The 17,186-nt window shown below is 68.5% G+C and carries 15 protein-coding genes; 5 read left to right on the plus strand and 10 right to left on the minus strand.

Annotation, left to right across the window (positions count from 1 at the left end; all coding sequences use genetic code 11):
* Positions 1–30 precede the first annotated feature (30 nt).
* Positions 31–1,902, plus strand: coding sequence for a DUF2339 domain-containing protein (locus N802_RS16450; RefSeq protein ID WP_156971473.1), 1,872 nt, complete (start codon positions 31–33; stop codon positions 1,900–1,902).
* Positions 1,903–1,914: 12 nt separating this feature from the next.
* Positions 1,915–2,559, plus strand: coding sequence for an HD domain-containing protein (locus N802_RS16455; protein WP_052110077.1), 645 nt, complete (start codon positions 1,915–1,917; stop codon positions 2,557–2,559).
* Between the two features lie 16 nt (positions 2,560–2,575).
* Here the strand turns inward: N802_RS16455 and N802_RS16460 are convergent, their stop codons facing one another.
* Together N802_RS16460 and N802_RS20035 are read right to left on the minus strand one after the other, a co-directional pair.
* A complete protein-coding gene (locus N802_RS16460) occupies positions 2,576–3,208 on the minus strand; it encodes a DedA family protein (protein WP_052110078.1) in 633 nt (210 codons plus the stop codon).
* A 138-nt stretch (positions 3,209–3,346) separates the two neighbouring features.
* Positions 3,347–4,099 carry a DUF4031 domain-containing protein gene (locus N802_RS20035; RefSeq protein ID WP_084072297.1) on the minus strand — a complete coding sequence of 251 codons (753 nt, stop codon included), beginning with the start codon at positions 4,097–4,099 and terminating at the stop codon, positions 3,347–3,349.
* A 127-nt stretch (positions 4,100–4,226) separates the two neighbouring features.
* Between N802_RS20035 and N802_RS16470 the strand changes: the two genes are divergently transcribed.
* The gene (locus tag N802_RS16470) at positions 4,227–4,517 is read left to right on the plus strand and encodes a WXG100 family type VII secretion target (protein WP_035918376.1); all 291 of its coding nucleotides are present in this window, start codon (positions 4,227–4,229) and stop codon (positions 4,515–4,517) included.
* A gap of 90 nt (positions 4,518–4,607) precedes the next feature.
* Here the strand turns inward: N802_RS16470 and N802_RS16475 are convergent, their stop codons facing one another.
* The 3 genes from N802_RS16475 to groL form a co-directional block, all read right to left on the minus strand.
* Positions 4,608–7,151, minus strand: a complete 2,544-nt coding sequence (locus tag N802_RS16475) for an ABC transporter permease (RefSeq protein ID WP_035918377.1) — start codon at positions 7,149–7,151, stop codon at positions 4,608–4,610.
* Positions 7,152–7,154: 3 nt separating this feature from the next.
* Positions 7,155–7,952 carry an ABC transporter ATP-binding protein gene (locus N802_RS16480; protein WP_035918378.1) on the minus strand — a complete coding sequence of 266 codons (798 nt, stop codon included), beginning with the start codon at positions 7,950–7,952 and terminating at the stop codon, positions 7,155–7,157.
* Between the two features lie 256 nt (positions 7,953–8,208).
* Positions 8,209–9,837, minus strand: coding sequence for a chaperonin GroEL (gene groL, locus N802_RS16485; RefSeq protein ID WP_035918380.1), 1,629 nt, complete (start codon positions 9,835–9,837; stop codon positions 8,209–8,211).
* Positions 9,838–10,227: 390 nt separating this feature from the next.
* Between groL and N802_RS16490 the strand changes: the two genes are divergently transcribed.
* Positions 10,228–13,386: a M14 family metallopeptidase gene (locus N802_RS16490; RefSeq protein WP_211254447.1), complete on the plus strand. Its 3,159-nt coding sequence runs from the start codon at positions 10,228–10,230 to the stop codon at positions 13,384–13,386.
* 55 nt (positions 13,387–13,441) lie between these two features.
* Here N802_RS16490 and N802_RS16495 read toward each other — a convergent pair whose 3' ends face one another.
* The gene (locus tag N802_RS16495; RefSeq protein WP_035918385.1) at positions 13,442–14,446 is read right to left on the minus strand and encodes a glycerophosphodiester phosphodiesterase family protein; all 1,005 of its coding nucleotides are present in this window, start codon (positions 14,444–14,446) and stop codon (positions 13,442–13,444) included.
* 161 nt (positions 14,447–14,607) lie between these two features.
* On the opposite strand from N802_RS16495, the gene N802_RS16500 reads away from it, so the two are divergent.
* Complete coding sequence (locus N802_RS16500) at positions 14,608–15,084, plus strand: GNAT family N-acetyltransferase (protein ID WP_035918387.1); 477 nt, start codon at positions 14,608–14,610, stop codon at positions 15,082–15,084.
* Positions 15,085–15,118: 34 nt separating this feature from the next.
* On the opposite strand, the gene N802_RS16505 is transcribed toward N802_RS16500, so the two are convergent.
* From N802_RS16505 to N802_RS16520, 4 genes are all read right to left on the minus strand, one after another.
* Positions 15,119–15,568: a hypothetical protein gene (locus N802_RS16505; RefSeq protein ID WP_156971474.1), complete on the minus strand. Its 450-nt coding sequence runs from the start codon at positions 15,566–15,568 to the stop codon at positions 15,119–15,121.
* A gap of 50 nt (positions 15,569–15,618) precedes the next feature.
* Positions 15,619–16,083 (minus strand): hypothetical protein, encoded by a 465-nt coding sequence (locus N802_RS16510; RefSeq protein ID WP_035918392.1) that lies wholly within the window; start codon positions 16,081–16,083, stop codon positions 15,619–15,621.
* A gap of 4 nt (positions 16,084–16,087) precedes the next feature.
* On the minus strand, positions 16,088–16,390 hold the full coding sequence (locus N802_RS16515; RefSeq protein WP_035918477.1) for a DUF3263 domain-containing protein: 303 nt from the start codon (positions 16,388–16,390) through the stop codon (positions 16,088–16,090).
* 123 nt (positions 16,391–16,513) lie between these two features.
* On the minus strand, positions 16,514–17,170 hold the full coding sequence (locus N802_RS16520; protein ID WP_035918396.1) for an HAD family hydrolase: 657 nt from the start codon (positions 17,168–17,170) through the stop codon (positions 16,514–16,516).
* Between the last annotated feature and the right edge of the window lie 16 nt (positions 17,171–17,186).

The following is a 17,186-nucleotide window of genomic DNA, read 5'->3' on the forward strand; positions in this document are numbered from 1 at the left end:
TCGGGGTACTCGTCGTTCCATGCTGAGTCCATGAGCACTCAGCTGCAGGACGTGCGGCGCCTCGAAGTCGAGTTCGCCGATGCGATGAACCGGATGTATGCCGTGGGCAACGGGCTCGCCCGGATGCGCGCCTCCCTCGAGATGGACTCGTCGACCGCACCTGTGGCGGCCAGCCCGATGACCACCGCCACCGCGCCCGAGCCGACCCCCCAGCCCGCGCCGCACGCCGCAACCAGCCCCGCGACCGTGCCTGCGCCCAGTGCCCCGGCGCCCACGGCCAGCCCCGCGCGTGCCGCCTTCCCCACCCGCCAACCGGTGCCGTCCTGGTGGCAGCGGGAGGGCGCCGTGACCAAGATCCTCGCCCTCGCGGGCGCGGTCGTCACCCTCATCGGCGTGGCCATGCTCCTCGCCCTCGCGATGCAGCAGGGATGGTTCGTCCCCGAGCTGCGAGTTGCCCTGGGCGTCCTGCTCGCTGTCGGCCTCGTCGTCGCCGGACACGTCGTCCGCTCCCGCGAGACCTCACGAGGTCGCTCGAGTGCCGCTCCGGTCGCCCTCGCAGCCACCGGGTATGCCGCCGGCTACCTCGACGTCGTCGCGATCACGACCGTCTATGGCTGGGTCCCCCGCGTGGCCGGCCTCGCCATCGGCGCCGTGATCGCCGTGAGCGGTCTGCTGCTCGCCCGTCGTTGGGACCGCCAACTCCTCGGCGTCATCACCGTCCTCGGCGCGACGTTCCTCGCGCCCGTGGTCACCGAGAAGTTCGGGGACGAGGTCTCGCTCTTCGTCGTCGTGCTCTCTGCAGCTGCTCTCCTCGCCAAGGGAGACCGTGGCTGGCCGATGCTGGCGCTGGCTCGCACCGTCCCCGCGAGCGCCGCCGTGCTGATCGGCGTCGCGGTCTCCGCCGGAGAGGGCCAGCCGTCCAAGGTCGCCATCGTCGCTGCGGCCGCACTGGCCCTCCTCGCGCTCGTCGGTGCCATCTCGGCCGGTCGCTTCAACGGTGGTGACCTCGTCGGCAGCGCCACTGTGGCGGCATCCTCGATTGCGCTCCTCACGTCCGTCGGAGTCCACGGCGAGACCCTCCGCACCACCGGCCTCGCCCTCGTCGCGGTGGCGTTCGCTGTGGCCCTTGCCATCACGTCTCGCGGCCCCGTCGGACCTGTGCCGACCCCGCTCGCAGCGACCATCGGCGGCGTCTCCGGGGTCTCCGCACTCCTCGCCGTATTGAGCGGCGCCCCGGAGCGCTGGGTCGTCACCGGCATCCTGCTCACGGCCTTGGGGTATGCCGCGGCGGCAGTCACGACCCGGTCTCGCGTCACCTTGTGGATCGCCGCCGGAACGGCTGCTGTCGCGTCCATCGCCTATCTCGCGCACCCCACGGCGTACTTCTCCTTCTGGGAAGCAGGTAGGCATGACGAGGTCACGGCACTGCTCGACAGCGCGATCGCCGGAGGCGTCGCCGCGCTCGGCGCCTGGGGTGTCGACGTCGTTCGTGGCGTCCCGGCGGACCTGCGCCGCACCACGCGCATCGCGGCCCTCATCGCCGGGCTGGCCACGTCGGCAGTCGCCGTCGTCTCCGTCGGCCTGCTCGTCGGCGAGGCGCTTGACGTCCCCGCTGCAGGGTTCATCGCCGGACACGCGCTGGCCACGGTGCTGTGGATGCTCACCTCTGCGTGGCTCCTGCTGCACGGCCTCAAGGCCGAAGCGCATCGCGAACTGGCGCTCCGGCTCGGCCTGGGGCTCGCCGCCGTGAGCGTCGGGAAGCTGTTCCTCTTCGACCTCGCGACCCTCGACGGTGTGTGGCGGGTGGTGGCCTTCATCGTCACCGGACTGCTGCTGCTGGCGAGCGGGACGGCATACGCGAGGGCTTTGGAACGGACGCGGCCGCCGGCGGCGACCGCCTGAGAGACTTCCCGCATGAAGCGGGAGGAGTTGTGGGACGAGGCCGTGCGTGTTGTCAGGGGTGACCTGCACGGCCTCGTCTCCGTACGCGAGGACCTCGAGCGACGGTGGTCCGAGCCGCACCGCGGCTACCACGACCTGCGCCATCTCGACGAGGTCCTTGCCGCCCTCGGCGAGCTTCGGGGCGGCGCCCTCGACACGGATGACGAGTGGGCGAGTGTCGTCCTCGCGGCGTGGTTCCACGACGCGATCTACGACGTGAGGGCACCTGCCGACAACGAACGGCTGAGCGCCGAGCTCGCCCGAGAAGCGCTGTCACCCCATGGGATCGGCGACGACGTGGTCGCCACCGTCGCAGCCCTCGTGGAAGCCTCTGCCACCCACGACGTCAGCGTCAGCAGCGGCCCGCATGCAGCCTTCCACGACGCAGATCTGTGGATCCTCGCCGCTCCAGAGTCCCGGTTCGACGCCTACTGCGCCGACGTGCGACGGGAGTATGCCGAGGTGCCGGACACGGCATACGCAGAAGGTCGCACGGCAATCCTCAGCCCGTTCCTGGAGCGCGCGTCCATCTATCGCACTGCCCTCGCCCGGGAGGCATGGGAACCGCAGGCGCGCCTCAACCTTCGCCGCGAACTCGCCCGTCTCCACCTCCACTGATTCCGCAACGTCAGCGTCAACGGTCGTGAGAGGAGCCGTTCACGCTGACGTTGCGGCGCGGGTGGGCGCGGCTGAGGAGGCGGTCGACGATGAGTCCGAGGGTTGCGGCGAAGGCGATGCCGGCAACCGCGCCCAGCAGGGGGTTCGCCTCGACCCAGTGGCCGGCCAGGGCGCCGATGGCGACGCTGTAGGACGCCCAGGTCACCGCCGCGATGGCCGACAGGAGGACGAACCGCCCACGCGAGAACGTCCCTGCTCCTGCGGTGACGTTGACCGCCACGCGTCCGACGGGGATGTAGCGCGCGACGACGATCGCGAGCCCACCGCGGCGGTCAAGCTCGTGTTCGGCTCGGCGGAAGGCCGACCGCAGCTTCGGGCGCGGGCTGTCCCGCAGCCGACGCAGGCCCGATCGCCGAGCAACGGTGAACGTGAGGTTGTCACCGATGAAGGCTCCCAGCGCAGCCACGACTCCCAGCGCGATGAGATGCGGAGACCCGTGGGCCGCCCCGAATGCGGCCAAAGTGATGATGACCGACTCGCTGGGGACCGGTGGAAGGAGCGCGTCGAACGTCGCGAGCAGGAAGAGTGCCGGCAACACCCAGAGGGCGGCGGCGTTGTCCTGGATCAGGCTGGTGATCGTCTCGAGCACGCGAATCTCCCCCGGTGGCAATGGCATTGGCGAGGTCTGGGGCGGTCGCCCCTGCCTGCTCACCTCAACCTAGGCGCGTCGGCGTGTTCCCTCCATCGGGTTTCTCCCCTGCGCACCCCTGAGCCGTCCGAGGGTCTCTCAGTGGTGGAGGCCTGCGGCCGACCCTGAGTCGCCGAGATGGCTCATCAGCGGCCACCAGTGGCGCATCGCGAGTCGTTCCTGTTGTTCGGGAGCCGGGCACCACTCCCCCGTGACGGGCGCCGACTCAGGTGCGCGGACGGCATACACGGTGAAGCAGGCGAACGGGACCGGCCACGGGTAGTGAGCGTCGGGCTGGCGCACGACGTTGCGGACGTAGCCGAGGACGGAATGGGGAGCGGACGGCATACCGAGCTCGTTGAGGAGCGCATCGACCGCGTCTTCCGGCGCCTCCCCGGCGGCGAGAGTGCGGCTCGGCAGATCGACGCCGTCTCCGTCCGGCCGGGGAACGACGAGCAGCCCGTCCACACCGTGCACCGCCACGCGGACCAGGACGGTCATCGGCGGCGCACTGTCCTGACGCGACGCGATGACGTCCGCGCGACTCCCGGAGGGAAGCCACGCCGGCTCACGCGTGGAGACCACGACCCGCTCGTGCTTGCGCTTGGGAATCCGCAAACCGCTGTCCCGCAACCGTTTCAGGAGTTCGCGACCGGCGATGGGTTCGGCACCCGCGGCGACGACCGCGGCATACCGCTCCTCCGGCACGTCGTAGTGGTCACCCTCGAAGCCGCGCCTCGGGATGCCCGCACGGGCGGCGAAGTCGTGGAGTTCCTCGATCGACGTGTCACTCACCAGGTGCGACCACAGCCGTCCGTAGGCCGGCCAGGCAGGCGGGTCGATGAGGAGCATTCCGTGATCGTATGCCGCCCTCCCTCACCCGAGCCTGTGGATAAGTCCGCGGCCGTTGTGGCGATTTTGCCTAGCGTCGTCGTCAGTGGTCGCACCACCGGGTGCGACGCCGACAAGGGGAGCAGACATGGCAGCCCAGTTCCAGGTCGACACCGAGCGCATCCAGGCCGCGTCCGGTGACATCGCCCGCATCGCGAGTGAGATCGAGGGTCAGGTCGCGCAGATGCTGAGCAGGCTCACAGCCCTGCAGGACGCGTGGAAGGGCGGCGCCGCCACCCAGTTCCACGGTGTCGTCACGCAGTGGCAGGGCACCCAGAGGCAGGTGCAGACCTCGCTCGACTCGATCGGTCAGGTGCTCGGGGCTGCGGGCGCGCAGTACGCCGAGACGGAGGCGGCCAACATGCGGATGTTCAGCTGACCCTGCTCGCACGGCAGGTTCTCCCCCGACACCGGCGGCGGGTGCGACACCCCTGAGGTCGCACCCGCCACCGGCTGGTTCAGTTGCCCGTCACTCGGTCGTGACGGCTCGCAGGATGTCGAGCTTCGAGGCCCGCCAGCCCGGCCACCAGGCGGCGATGATGCCGACGAGACCGGCGAGTGCGACGAAGAGACCAAGTTGCGGCCACGGCACCGCGAGGACGTCGATGCCGTCGTCCGCGAGCGATCGCTGGAGGGCGACGCCGAACGCCACGCCGAGTCCGATGCCGAGCGCAGCACCGAGCAACGCGATGACGATGGACTCGAGACGGAGCATCCGCTTGAGCTGTCGCCGGCTCAGACCCACCGCTCGCAGCAGACCGATCTCCTTGGTCCGCTCGATGACCGACAGGGCGAGGGTGTTGATGATCCCGAGGATGGCGATGATGACGGCGAGGCCGAGCAGCGCATAGATGAGATAGAGCATCTGGTTGATCTGCGCCCGCTGCTCGTCGGCGAACTCGCCCTGGTCCTTGACCGTGACGACCGGCAGGTCCGCGAGCGCCTTGTCGAGGTCACGTCCCACCTGAGCGGCAGCCGCGCCGCTCTCGCGGGTGATGAAGGCGTAGGAGTCGGTCTTCGCGCCACCGAGTGACTCGAGGGCTGGGAGGCTCAGGAGGTAGTCGGAGGACAGCAGGGCCGAGTCACCATGGATCGCGCCGACCGTGAACGGCTTCGTCGTCCCACCGCGCGTGAGGTCAATGGTCGACCCGACGGAGAGCTTGTCCGTCGTGGCGAGTTCCTCCGCCACGGACACGGTCGTCGTCGTGAGGTCGGCGAGCCTGCCCTCGACCATCGGCGTCGGTCCGAGCACACCGATGTGGCTGGGGTCGATGCCCGTGACCTGACGGTCCTCGCCCTTGACCTTCACCTGGTCCCAGCGGAAGGCGGCGACCTCGTCGACCCCCGGGACGGCCGCGAGCTCCTCGGTCACCTCGGTCGAGAACGGTGTCCCGACGGCGCTCGACACGACGTAGTCCGCGACGAACTCCTTCTCGACGGCCTTGTCGATGCTCGCCTTCGCACTGGCACCGAAGACCGCCATCATCGACACGAGCGTCACCCCGATCATGAGGGCCGAGGCCGTGGCGCCAGTGCGGCGCGGGTTGCGCTGCGCGTTCTGCTGCGCCATGAGCCCGACCGCCCCGAACGTCTTGCGATAGAGCCACCCGATGGCGGCGATGACCGGCCGTCCGACGATCGGGCTGATGAGCGCCATGCCGAGGACGACTCCGAGGATGCCTCCCCCGACCCAGTAGGTCGGGCTTGGGACGTCGGCGAACAACCCGGCCGCGAGCAGGCCCGCACCCAGCGCCGTGAGGATGGTGCCGACGATGGTCCTGCCCCGCATGCCGCTCTCGGCGAGGATCGCGTCGTCGCGCATGGCCGCGACCGGCGGGACCTTGCCCGCCTTGCGTGCTGGCAGGTAGGCCGCGACCAGTGTCACAACAAGACCGACGACGAGCGAGACGACGATCGTGCGCGGCGAGATGATGAGGGACTGGCCACTGAGGTCCAGGCCGAACTGGCCGAAGAGCACGCGGATGCCCATCGCGATGACGACACCCAGGCCGAGCCCGATGATCGACCCGATGAGGCCGATGACACTCGCCTCGAAGAGGACCGACCGGGCCACCTGGCGACGCGTCGACCCCAGCGCTCGGAACAGCGCGAGCTCGCGGGACCGTTGCGCCACAAGGATGCTGAACGTGTTGACGATGAGGAAGGACCCCACGACCAGTGCCACACCGGCAAAGATCAGCAGGAACGTCGTGATGAAGCCGAGTGCCTCCTGGATGTCCGACGCGGCAGCCTTGGCAGCGGCGTCGCCCGTCACGGCCTCGACGTCCTTGGGGAGCTTTGCCGCGACGGCGTCACGCAGTTCGGCCTGACTCGTCCCGTCGGCTGCCGACACCCAGATGTCGGTGTAGGTGTCATTGCCGTCCATGAAGAGCCGACGGGCCTCTCCCGTGTCGAAAATCGACAGGCTCGCACCGGCAGTGCCGCCGTCCATGTGCGCGATACCGACGAGCTTCGCCTGGATGCGGGGCTCGGCGCCGGAGCTGACGAGGTTGACCTTCTCGCCGATGAGGTAGCCGGCCTTCTCGGCGGTCTTCTCATCGACCACGACTTCACCACCGGCTGTGGGCCAGCGCCCCGCGTTGAGCGTCAGGGGCTCCAGCCCCTTGGCGGCAGGGCCGTCGGTGAAGTTGATGCCGATGCCGGGAGGACCGAAACCGCCGATGAGCTTGCCGTCCTTGCCGACGACGAAGGTGCCGAAGTTCGTGATGTTGCCGTCGGCTCGTGCGGCTCCGGGCACGTCCGCGAGCTCCTTCACGAGCGAGCCCGGAAGCGTCGCGGACGACGGTTGCGACTCGATGTCGACGTCACCCGCGACCGGGCGGACGACGACGTCGCCGACGCTGCTGTTCATGATCGAGTCGAAGCTGCGACCCAGGGTGTCCGTGAAGACGAAGGAGCCGGCGACGAACGCGACTCCGAGGATGATGGCGAAGGCGCTCATGAACAGCCGCAACTTGCGGGCCATGAGGCTCTTCCAGCTGGCGCGAAGCATGGGTCAGCCCTGCACCTTCGCGTCGACGTGCTTCGCGTCCAGGCTCTTCATCGTCTCGAGGATGCGCTCGGGTGTGGGCTCGCGCAGCTCGGTGACGATGCGGCCGTCGGCCAAGAAGACGACGCGGTCGGTCCAGCTGGCGGCGCCGGGGTCATGGGTGACCATGACGATCGTCTGCCCGAAGTCGTCGACCGAGCGACGGAGGAACCCGAGGACCTCGGCACCCGAGGTCGAGTCGAGGTTGCCGGTCGGCTCGTCGGCGAAGATGATCTCCGGCCGGCTCACGAGAGCGCGGGCGCAGGCCACGCGCTGCTGCTGTCCACCCGACAGCTCACCGGGGCGGTGGCCCAGTCGGTCACCCAGGCCGACAGTGGCGATGACGTGGTCGTACCAAGCACGGTCCGGCTTGCGCCCGGCGATCGACAACGGCAGGAGGATGTTCTCCTCGGCGTTCAGGGTCGGGATGAGGTTGAACGACTGGAAAACGAATCCGATGTGGTCGCGCCGGACCTTGGTGAGGTCCTTCTCCTTGAGCGTCGTCAGCTCGATCGCGCCCAGCTGCACCGACCCTCGGGTCACCGAGTCGAGCCCAGCCGCGCAGTGCATGAGCGTGGACTTGCCGGACCCGGACGGGCCCATGATCGCGGTGAACTCCCCCGCCGCGATGTCGAGGCTCACGCCCTTGAGGGCGGTGACGGCGGTGTCGCCGGAGCCGTAGGTCTTCACGAGGTCGGTGACGCGGGCAGCCGTCTTCGGCGGCGCGGTGGTGTCGCGGCGTTCCTGAGCAAGGTCGGTGGTCATGGTGACAACGCTAGGTGGGCGGACGGCATACGCGCTCTGGGTTTTCACCCGGAGGCGACCCTGAATCAACCCCGAACCGGGAACCTCACGCCGCGTCGGCACCCATCGGTCGGGGGTTGTGTGACAGGTCGGGGTGCGAGGACCTCCCGACCCATCACACGACCCCCGACCGGTGGTCCAAGAACGCCGAAGGGCGGCCCCCCGTTTCCGGGAGACCGCCCTTCTTGGCGTATGCCGTGTGGTTCCGATCAGGAGATCAGAAGCCCATGCCACCCATCTCGTCGCCGCCACCGGGCATCGCCGGAGCAGCCTTCTCGGGCTTGTCGGCGATGACGGCCTCGGTGGTGAGGAACAGCGCGGCGATCGACGCGGCGTTCTGCAGCGCGGAACGCGTCACCTTGGCCGGGTCGATGATGCCGGCCTTGATGAGGTCGACGTACTCGCCGGTCGCGGCGTTGAGGCCGTGACCCGACTCGAGGTTGGAGACCTTCTCGGAGACGACGCCACCCTCGAGGCCGGCGTTGATGGCGATCTGCTTGAGCGGGGCCTCGATCGCGACACGCACGATGTTGGCGCCCGTCGCCTCGTCACCCTCGAGCTCGAGCTTGTCGAACGCAGCCTTGCCGGCCTGGAGGAGAGCGACGCCACCACCGGCGACGATGCCCTCTTCGACGGCAGCCTTGGCGTTGCGCACGGCGTCCTCGATGCGGTGCTTGCGCTCCTTGAGCTCGACCTCGGTGGCCGCGCCCGCCTTGATGACGGCGACGCCGCCGGCGAGCTTGGCGAGGCGCTCCTGGAGCTTCTCGCGGTCGTAGTCGGAGTCCGACTTCTCGATCTCGGCGCGGATCTGGTTGACGCGACCCTGGATCTGGTCGGCGTCGCCCGAGCCCTCGACGATGGTCGTCTCGTCCTTGGTCACGACGACCTTGCGAGCCTTGCCGAGCAGGTCGAGCTCAGCGGTGTCGAGCTTGAGCCCGACCTCCTCCGAGATGACCTGGCCACCGGTGAGGATGGCGATGTCGGCGAGCATGGCCTTGCGACGGTCACCGAAGCCGGGAGCCTTGACGGCAACCGACTTGAACGTGCCACGGATCTTGTTGACGACGAGCGTGGACAGGGCCTCGCCCTCGACGTCCTCGGCGATGATGAGGAGCGGCTTGCCGGACTGCATGACCTTCTCGAGGAGGGGCAGCAGGTCCTTGATCGAGCCGATCTTGGAGTTGACGACGAGCACGTAGGGCTCGTCGAGGACGGTCTCCATGCGCTCGGGGTCGGTGACGAAGTAGTGGCTGATGTAGCCCTTGTCGAAGCGCATGCCCTCGGTGAGCTCGAGCTCGAGGCCGAAGGTGTTGCTCTCCTCGACGGTGATGACGCCTTCCTTGCCGACCTTGTCCATGGCCTCGGCGATCATCTCGCCGATCTGGTTGTCAGCAGCGGAGATCGAGGCGGTAGCAGCGATCTGCTCCTTGGTCTCGACGTCCTTGGCGTTCTTGAGCAGCTCATCACTCACAGCAGTGACGGCCTGTTCGATGCCTCGCTTGAGCGCCATCGGGTTGGCACCCGCGGCAACGTTGCGCAGGCCCTCCTTGACGAGCGCCTGGGCGAGGACGGTGGCCGTCGTCGTGCCGTCACCGGCGACGTCGTCGGTCTTCTTGGCGACCTCCTTGACCAGCTCGGCGCCGATCTTCTCGTAGGGGTCGTCGAGCTCGATCTCCTTGGCGATGGACACACCGTCGTTGGTGATCGTGGGGGCGCCCCACTTCTTCTCCAGCACGACGTTGCGGCCCTTGGGCCCCAGGGTGACCTTGACGGCGTCGGCGAGGGTGTTCATGCCTCGCTCGAGACCGCGGCGAGCCTCTTCATCAAAAGCGATGATCTTGGCCATTCGGGTGGTTCCTCCCACGCGAATCGAAGGTGTCGGCCAGGTGGTGCCCGCGACGGACGAGCCGAGCTCGCGCGCCTCATGTCATGCGCGCGTGCCGACCCTCACCGGATCTGGCCTTGAATTTGTCACTCTCATGGTGAGAGTGCTAACGCCATTATTGGCACTCTCGCCATGAGAGTGCAAACGACTGCCGTATGCCGTCCGCCCACCTCCCGCGCCCACCTCGCCACGTCAGCGTCAACGGTTGCAAGAACAGCCGTCGACGCTGACGTGGTGGGGTGGGCCGGTCGTCATCGTGCTCGACCCTTGACACAGTGACTCGTCGGGAGGAGGTTGAGAGCCTTCGATCGTGTGATACGGGGAGTTCTCATGCGTCAGTCGCGTCTGGTCATGCTCGCTGTTCCTACGTTGGTCGCCGGGTTGCTGCTCGGCGCCGGACCTGCCTCGTCGGCGCCACCGGGCGATCGGCTCGACGTCTATGAGGGCACGTTGTCGACCGGCCAGATCGACGAGCTGGTCGCACTCGGCGTCGACCGCCATGACCTCCGGCTGAACCGAGTGCAGGGTGCCAGCGGCGCCAAGGCGGAGGTCCGTGTCGAGGCGATCCTCAGTGACGCCCAGGCACGCGGCCTGGCCCGCAAGGGGGTCGAGATGAAGCCCAAGAAGGTCAAGGGTCAGACGGCCAGTGAGCGCGCGACCGCCGCCGCGGCCGAGGGCTACGAGGTGTTCAACACCTACCTCGGCACTACTGGCATCAAGGCGGAGTACGAACAGGCGGCCAGGGCCAATCCGACGATCGCCAAGGCGATGAGCATCGGCAAGACCACCAACGGCACCGACATCATCGCCCTCAAGGTCAGCAAGAACGCCGCCCGACAGAAGGACGGTCTCAAGCCCGCAGTCCTCTACATGGGTGCCCAGCATGCCCGTGAGTGGATCACTCCGGAGATGAACCGCCGGCTGATGCATCACGTCCTCGACAACTACGGCAGCGACTCACGCATCACCAGGCTGGTCGACAGCACCGAGTTGTGGTTCGTGCCGGTCGCGAATCCTGACGGTTACGACTTCACCTTCACCGAGGGCAACCGGCTCTGGCGCAAGAACCTCCGCGACAACAACGGCGACGGCACCATCGCCCCCGGAGACGGCGTCGACCTCAACCGGAACTACGCGACGAAGTGGGGCTACGACAACGAAGGTTCGTCGCCCGCCCCCGGCAGCGAGACCTATCGCGGACCGTCGCCCAACTCCGAGCCGGAGTCCAAGGCCCTGGACGGGCTCGTGGGGCGCGTGGGCTTCGAGTTCATGGTCAACTACCACTCGGCCGCCGAGTTGCTGCTCTACGGCACCGGCTGGCAGGTCTCCACACCCACGCCGGACGACGTCATCTATGAGGCGATGGCCGGCGACGACGCCGAACCGGCGGTGCCGGGCTACGACCCCGACATCTCGGCTGAGCTCTACACGACCAACGGCGACACCGACACCCACATGACCGAGCGCCACGGCACCTTGGGGTTCACCCCCGAGATGTCCACGTGCGAGGCCGCCTCCGACTCCGTGCCGGACGACGAGTGGTTGGCCGAGGACTGCGCCAGTGGGTTCAACTTCCCCGACGACGAAGGCCTCGTCCAGACCGAGTTCCTCAAGAACATCCCGTTCGCCCTGTCGGTGGCAGCCTCCGCCCACGACCCGGACGACCCCGCCTCGGTGGTGGGACGTGACGCGGCACCGTTCGTCATGGACACCTTCGAGGTGTCGCACGGCGCCTCGCAGGAGGTCGCCGTGACGGCCAAGCGGTCGCTGCGCAACCGGAACTTCCACTACCGCGTCAACGGTGGCCCGGCACGGACGGCGGCCGCCCCCGAGTGGGCTGGCGGTGAGCGCTACGGCGACGAGAACGACGACTACTACGCCGAGTTCCGTGGGACGGTCCCCGGCGCTCGTGCGGGTGACCGCGTGGAGGCGTGGTTCACCGGAGTCGAGACCGCGCAGGGCAATGGCACGGCCGGGCGCGTCGAGAGCGAGCACATGACCTACACGGTCGAGGACTCCACTCCCGGCGATGTTCTCGTCATCGCGGACGAGGACTACAAGGGCGTCAACCCGACCTACCCGGCCGGGACGAACGCACCCAAGTACGCCGCCCAACACGTGGCCGCACTCGAAGCCGCGGGCTACGACGCCGACGTCTGGGACATCGACGCCCAGGGAGTGCCCCACCACCTGGGCGTGCTCGGTCACTACGACGCGGTGCTCTGGTACCTCGGCGACAACCGCCTCACGCAGGATGCCGAGGACGAGCGGATCAACACCCCCTTCGGCCCGTTGCCCGACATCGCCGTCGCCGAGCGGGCGCAGTACCTCACCCTGGCGGTGCGGGACTACCTCAACGAGGGCGGCAAGCTGATCCACTCGGGTGAGACCGCGCAGTACTCCGGCCTCCCGGGCATCGGCGACGCGGTCGGTGGCCTCTTCTACGGACTCAACGGCGACCCGGAGGCGGAGTGCGTGATCTCGTCCTTGCCGGGCTTCTTCGAGGACTGCCTGATTCTGGCCGACGACTTCAGGCAGTACTACCTCGGCGCCTTCACCCGCACGAGCACCGCGGATGCCGGGGGCGTCTCGGGCACGGCGGAGCCGCTCGACGGCTATGAGGGCACGTTCGGTGGCCCCGTGGTCACTGGCGCCAACCCGCTCGACGAGGCGGGCGTGTTCCAGCCGACGAGCGACGTGCTGCCGGTGGCAGACTTCCCGCAGTTCGCCAGCCGGGGCGCTCTCGAGTACGCCGCCGCCGGAGTCGACCCGTTCGCCCCGGTCGAGGGCACTCGGTACGCCGGCGCCGTGCATGCCGACTCGTCGTACATGCGGCTGTCGAAGACGGTCGACCTCAGTGCGGCCAGTGCCGCCCAGCTTCGGTTCCAGATCTCGATCAACACCGAGCCGTCCTACGACAACGTCATCGTCGAAGCCCGCTCAGCCGGGCAGGACAACTGGACGACGTTGCCGGACCTCAACGGTGGAACCCAGACGGATCCGCCCGCCGAGTGCGAGCCGGATGGGTTCCTGCTGGGCATGCACCCGTTCCTGGCCCACTACCTGGCCGGGCCCGGCTGCACCCAGCCGGGGAGCAGCGGCACGTGGAACTCGTTCACCGGCTCCACCGATGGATGGCACCAGGCAGCGTTCGACCTGTCCGGCTTCCTCGGCGACTCGGTCGAACTCTCGATCAGCTACGTGACCGACCCCGCGACCGGTGGCATCGGAGCCTTCGTCGACGACACGCACGTGGTGGTCGACGGCGTCGACTCCGCCGATGGGTTCGAGGGTGCGACCAGCACCTGGACCGTCGGCGGGCCGCCGGAGGGTAGTGCGCCGAACCAGGGCAACTGGGTGTTCTCGGAGAGATTGATCCAGTCGTTCGCCGCCACCTCGACCGCGGACAGCGTGCTCCTCGGCTTCGGACTCGAACAGCTGAGCACTGATGCCCAACGTTCGACTCTGCTGCGACAGGCACTCGGCGGCCTGTTGACCGACCAGCGCTGACGGCTCTGCCCGCGACCCCTGAGGCGGTCGCGGGCAGGTCGTCCAGAGTGAGTCCTCAGGCGGCGGCGCAGGGATCGACGCCCGGCTGACCCGGGCGCTCGATGCCACGCTCGTCGAGGATCGACTCGAGCAGGGTCGGCTTCGCGGGCATGATGCCGTCGGCACAGGTGTCGATCATGGCGTTGTAGGTCGCGGCGTCGTCAGGTGCCGAACCCGAGAACCAGACGTGCACGGCATACCCATCGTTGTGGGCTCGCTGCACGAAAGCGCGCGTGGCGACCGGAATCCCCGCGAAGGTGACGGGCACCTGGAAGGCGACCGTCCCCTCCGGCGGTTTCACGCCCAAGAGGAAGTAGTTGATCATCGCGTTGCGCGCCGCTGACATCGGCACCTGCGGCGCGCGCTGGTGGAAGTCGGCGAGAGCCGCGTCGTTGAACGAGCCGACGATGAGATCGGTGCGCCCACTCTTGTTGAGGAGGTCGGCGAGCAGGGTGCCGGTGCGGATGAACGAGGCCGTGTCCGCGTCGCTCGTCCCCTTGATCTCGATGTTGATGGGCGTGGTGGGGAACGCGCGCAGGACTTCCTTGAGGGTGGGAACCCGGAAGTCCTTGTTCTTGTAGCCGTCGACCTTCGGCTTGCCGAATCGCGCTCCGCGCAGGGTGTATGCCGTCCGGTCGAGTCCGTGGACCGCGCTGCGCCCCGGGACGAACCAGTGCGCGGCGTCGAGGGCCTGGACCTCGTCGAGCGTCTTGTCGACGACGCGTCCGGTGCCGTTGGTCGTCTCGTCGACGGTCGCGTTGTGCATGACGACGACCTGGCCGTCCTGCGTGGACTGGACGTCGATCTCGAGCATGTCGGAGCCGAGGGCCACGGCACGCTTGAACGCGTACATCGTGTTCATCGGCGCCTCGTGCTCACCGCCGGAGTGCGCCATGTTGAGGACGCGCTGCTCGAGCCACGGGTTCGTGTCAGCGGCCGCGGCGGGGACGGCGGTCACGCTCGCAGTGACGGCCAGAGCGGCGGTGGACAGGAGGACCGGGAGCAGGCGACGTCGGCGCATGGACGCGACGCTAGTGTGCCGAGCCGGTCTCCGGGTGCCGACTGAGTGAACGTTCTTCGTTCTTCCGCGAATCGGCAGCGGTCGCGTGTGCCGCGTCCTGGGCACATCGTCCTCATGTCCAAAGCCGAGCCAAACCGAACTCGGACACGGATACTGGACACATGGGTGCACCGACTGCCTGGGTTGCCTCCTCGACGACAGACCTCGATCGTGCGGCCGTGCTGCTGCATGCGTTCAACACGGAGTACGACGACCCGACACCGGCGCCGCCCGTGCTCGCCCAGCGGCTGACGGCCCTGACGGCTGAGGACGAGGTCATCGTTCTGCTGGCACGGGCCGCGGAGAACGCACCGGCCGAGGGTGTGGCCGTCCTGCGCATTCACGCCTCGGTGTGGAGCCTCGCGTCCGAGGCCTACCTCGCCGAGCTCTACGTCTCCCCCGACCTGCGCGGCCAAGGTCTGGGTCGGGCGCTCTTGGCCCTGGCCCTCGACACGGGTCGCGAGAACGGCGCCGACTACGCCATGGTGGTCACCAGCGCCGACGACGTGTCGGCCCAGTTCGCCTATCGCGCAGCGGGATTCAGGACCACTGAGGGTGAGGGTGGCCCGGAGCTGATCGCCTTCGAGCGCGACCTCTGAACCGAGTCGGTCGGATCACCGTTCAGGAGCCCGACTATCTGGGATCCACGCCTCGCTCGCGTGCGAGACGACGTTCCTTCTCCCAGTTCTGTTCGGGTCGGGCGACCATCATCCAGAGGCCCAGGAACGGCAGTGTCACGGCAAGGAGAAGCATGGCGCCGAGGGCCACCTCACCCCGCGACCCCACGTCCCCCATGGAACCGCGGTACGCGAAGGCCAATGCCGCACCGGCACCCATGACCACGAACCACGCGCCCGCACCAAAACTGCGCAACGGCCTCGGCCCGATGCTCATCGAGCCGACGATCACAGTTGCTCCGAGCAGGAACAACCCGACACCCAGGAGCAGAGGACCCTGCAGTCGGTCCTCCCACTCCTCGAGAGCCTCGGTGAAGGTCAGCACCGTAATCAGGGCGAACATGCCCGTCACCAGTCGGTGCTTCAGGACGGGCGTGATGAACGTCCGCCGCTCGTGCTTTCCCACGCGCGGATCCTCGCACAGGTTGGCCATGCCCAACGCCGGCCGAGCCGGCGTTAGAGCTCGGGAGTGTGACCCGTGAACGTTGCCCGCATCGTGCCGTCGGCCTCCGACGACACCGGGTCGTCGAGGTCGGCAACGAACACCGCAACCATCGACCGGGCCGGATTGGACTCGGCCTCGGCCAGCACGACGCGCCAGGCGGCCAGGTTGGGGTGGTCGACCTCGGTGCACGCCTCGGCTGGCGCGAGCGACTCGATCGCCGCGGCCAGCTGCGAGAGGGACACGTCGAGCGTCGCCGTCGACCCGTCGTGCTTCAACACCGTTGCGAGCACCACGGCCGGCAGCCCGTGCCGCCCACCCGGCAGGTTGACGTGACCGAACGCCCACTCGGGAGAGCTGGAGGCCGGACTGAGCCCGACGGCATACGCGACAGGAGGGCGCCAGCCCTCGATCTTCGCGGCGAGGTGGTCCTTGATGGCCGCAAGGCCATCGGGCGTGCTCCAGTCGAGCTCGCTCACGGCGTCAGCCCTGGGGCTGCAGTCCGAGGCGACGAGCCGAGCGGGCGCGCTGACGGGTGGCGCGCTGACGGCGCAGGCGCTTGACGAGCATGGGGTCGTGCTCGAGCGCGACCGGGTTGTCGATGAGGGCGTTGAGCACCTGGTAGTAGCGCGTCGGGCTCATGTCGAAGAGCTCCTTGATCGCCGACTCCTTGGACCCGGCGTACTTCCACCACTGGCGCTCGAAGTCGATGATCTGGCGGTCTCGGTCACTCAGCTCAATCTTGGGCTCAGTGGCCTCGTCAATGCTCTCGTGGGCGGCGTTCACGTTCGACCCTTCTCGTGTGACGGCTGCGTCCGCCACTCTAACGGCCGAATGACATCACTGTCATTCGCCCTCGGCGTGTTCGCTGGACCTGCTCTCGGCGTGGCGACTCAGGCGCCCCACGAGTCACAGTGGCCCCCCGAGCAGGTATGCCGTGAGGTCGCTGACGCTGTCGACGACCGTATCCGGACCGGTCGCCTCCAAGGCGTCGCGTTCGCCCGCACCCCAGGTGACGGCGACCGCACTCATGCCCGCTGCCCGGGCCGCAAGCATGTCGACCGTCGCGTCCCCGACATAGACCGCCCGGCTGGGTTCGACACCGACCCGGGCGGCCGCCGCGAGGAGCGGTTCGGGCTCCGGCTTGTGCTTCGCCGTGTCCTCGAGCCCGCCGGCGACGTCGATGAGGTGGTCGATGCCGACCCCGACGAGGGCAAGCCGCGCGGTGTCGCGGCGCTTGCTCGTGACGACGTGGAGGTCCGCGCCCGCCCCGGTGAGGGTCGTGAGCATCTCGGGCACGCCGGCATACCGCTCGATGAGTCGCGAGGTGTTGGCGAGGTTCCACTCCCGATAGGTGCGGTCGAGGTCATGCCCGCGGTCCGGGTCCTCCTCGAGCAGGGCCGCAAGGAGGGGGCGCCCAATCCACGCGCGTGCCCGGGCCTCTTCGACCTCCTCGCCGAGAACCTCGCGGAACGCGTGCTGATAGCTCGCGACGATGAGCGGGATCGTGTTGGCGAGGGTGCCATCGAGGTCGAAGAAGATCGTCTTCCAGCGGAGGGAACTCACCCGCACATCCTCGCCG

Source organism: Knoellia sinensis KCTC 19936 (assembly GCF_000768705.1).
Lineage (GTDB): Bacteria > Actinomycetota > Actinomycetes > Actinomycetales > Dermatophilaceae > Knoellia > Knoellia sinensis.

What these genes read in the sequence shown, in the direction of transcription:
- N802_RS16450 (WP_156971473.1), top strand. Translation starts at nt 31, where the DNA reads ATGAGCACTCAGCTGCAGGACGTGCGGCGCCTCGAAGTCGAGTTCGCC.
- N802_RS16455 (WP_052110077.1), top strand. Translation starts at nt 1,915, where the DNA reads ATGAAGCGGGAGGAGTTGTGGGACGAGGCCGTGCGTGTTGTCAGGGGT.
- N802_RS20035 (WP_084072297.1), bottom strand. Translation starts at nt 4,099, where the DNA reads ATGCTCCTCATCGACCCGCCTGCCTGGCCGGCCTACGGACGGCTGTGG.
- N802_RS16470 (WP_035918376.1), top strand. Translation starts at nt 4,227, where the DNA reads ATGGCAGCCCAGTTCCAGGTCGACACCGAGCGCATCCAGGCCGCGTCC.
- N802_RS16475 (WP_035918377.1), bottom strand. Translation starts at nt 7,151, where the DNA reads ATGCTTCGCGCCAGCTGGAAGAGCCTCATGGCCCGCAAGTTGCGGCTG.
- N802_RS16480 (WP_035918378.1), bottom strand. Translation starts at nt 7,952, where the DNA reads ATGACCACCGACCTTGCTCAGGAACGCCGCGACACCACCGCGCCGCCG.
- groL (WP_035918380.1), bottom strand. Translation starts at nt 9,837, where the DNA reads ATGGCCAAGATCATCGCTTTTGATGAAGAGGCTCGCCGCGGTCTCGAG.
- N802_RS16490 (WP_211254447.1), top strand. Translation starts at nt 10,228, where the DNA reads ATGCTCGCTGTTCCTACGTTGGTCGCCGGGTTGCTGCTCGGCGCCGGA.
- N802_RS16495 (WP_035918385.1), bottom strand. Translation starts at nt 14,446, where the DNA reads ATGCGCCGACGTCGCCTGCTCCCGGTCCTCCTGTCCACCGCCGCTCTG.
- N802_RS16500 (WP_035918387.1), top strand. Translation starts at nt 14,608, where the DNA reads ATGGGTGCACCGACTGCCTGGGTTGCCTCCTCGACGACAGACCTCGAT.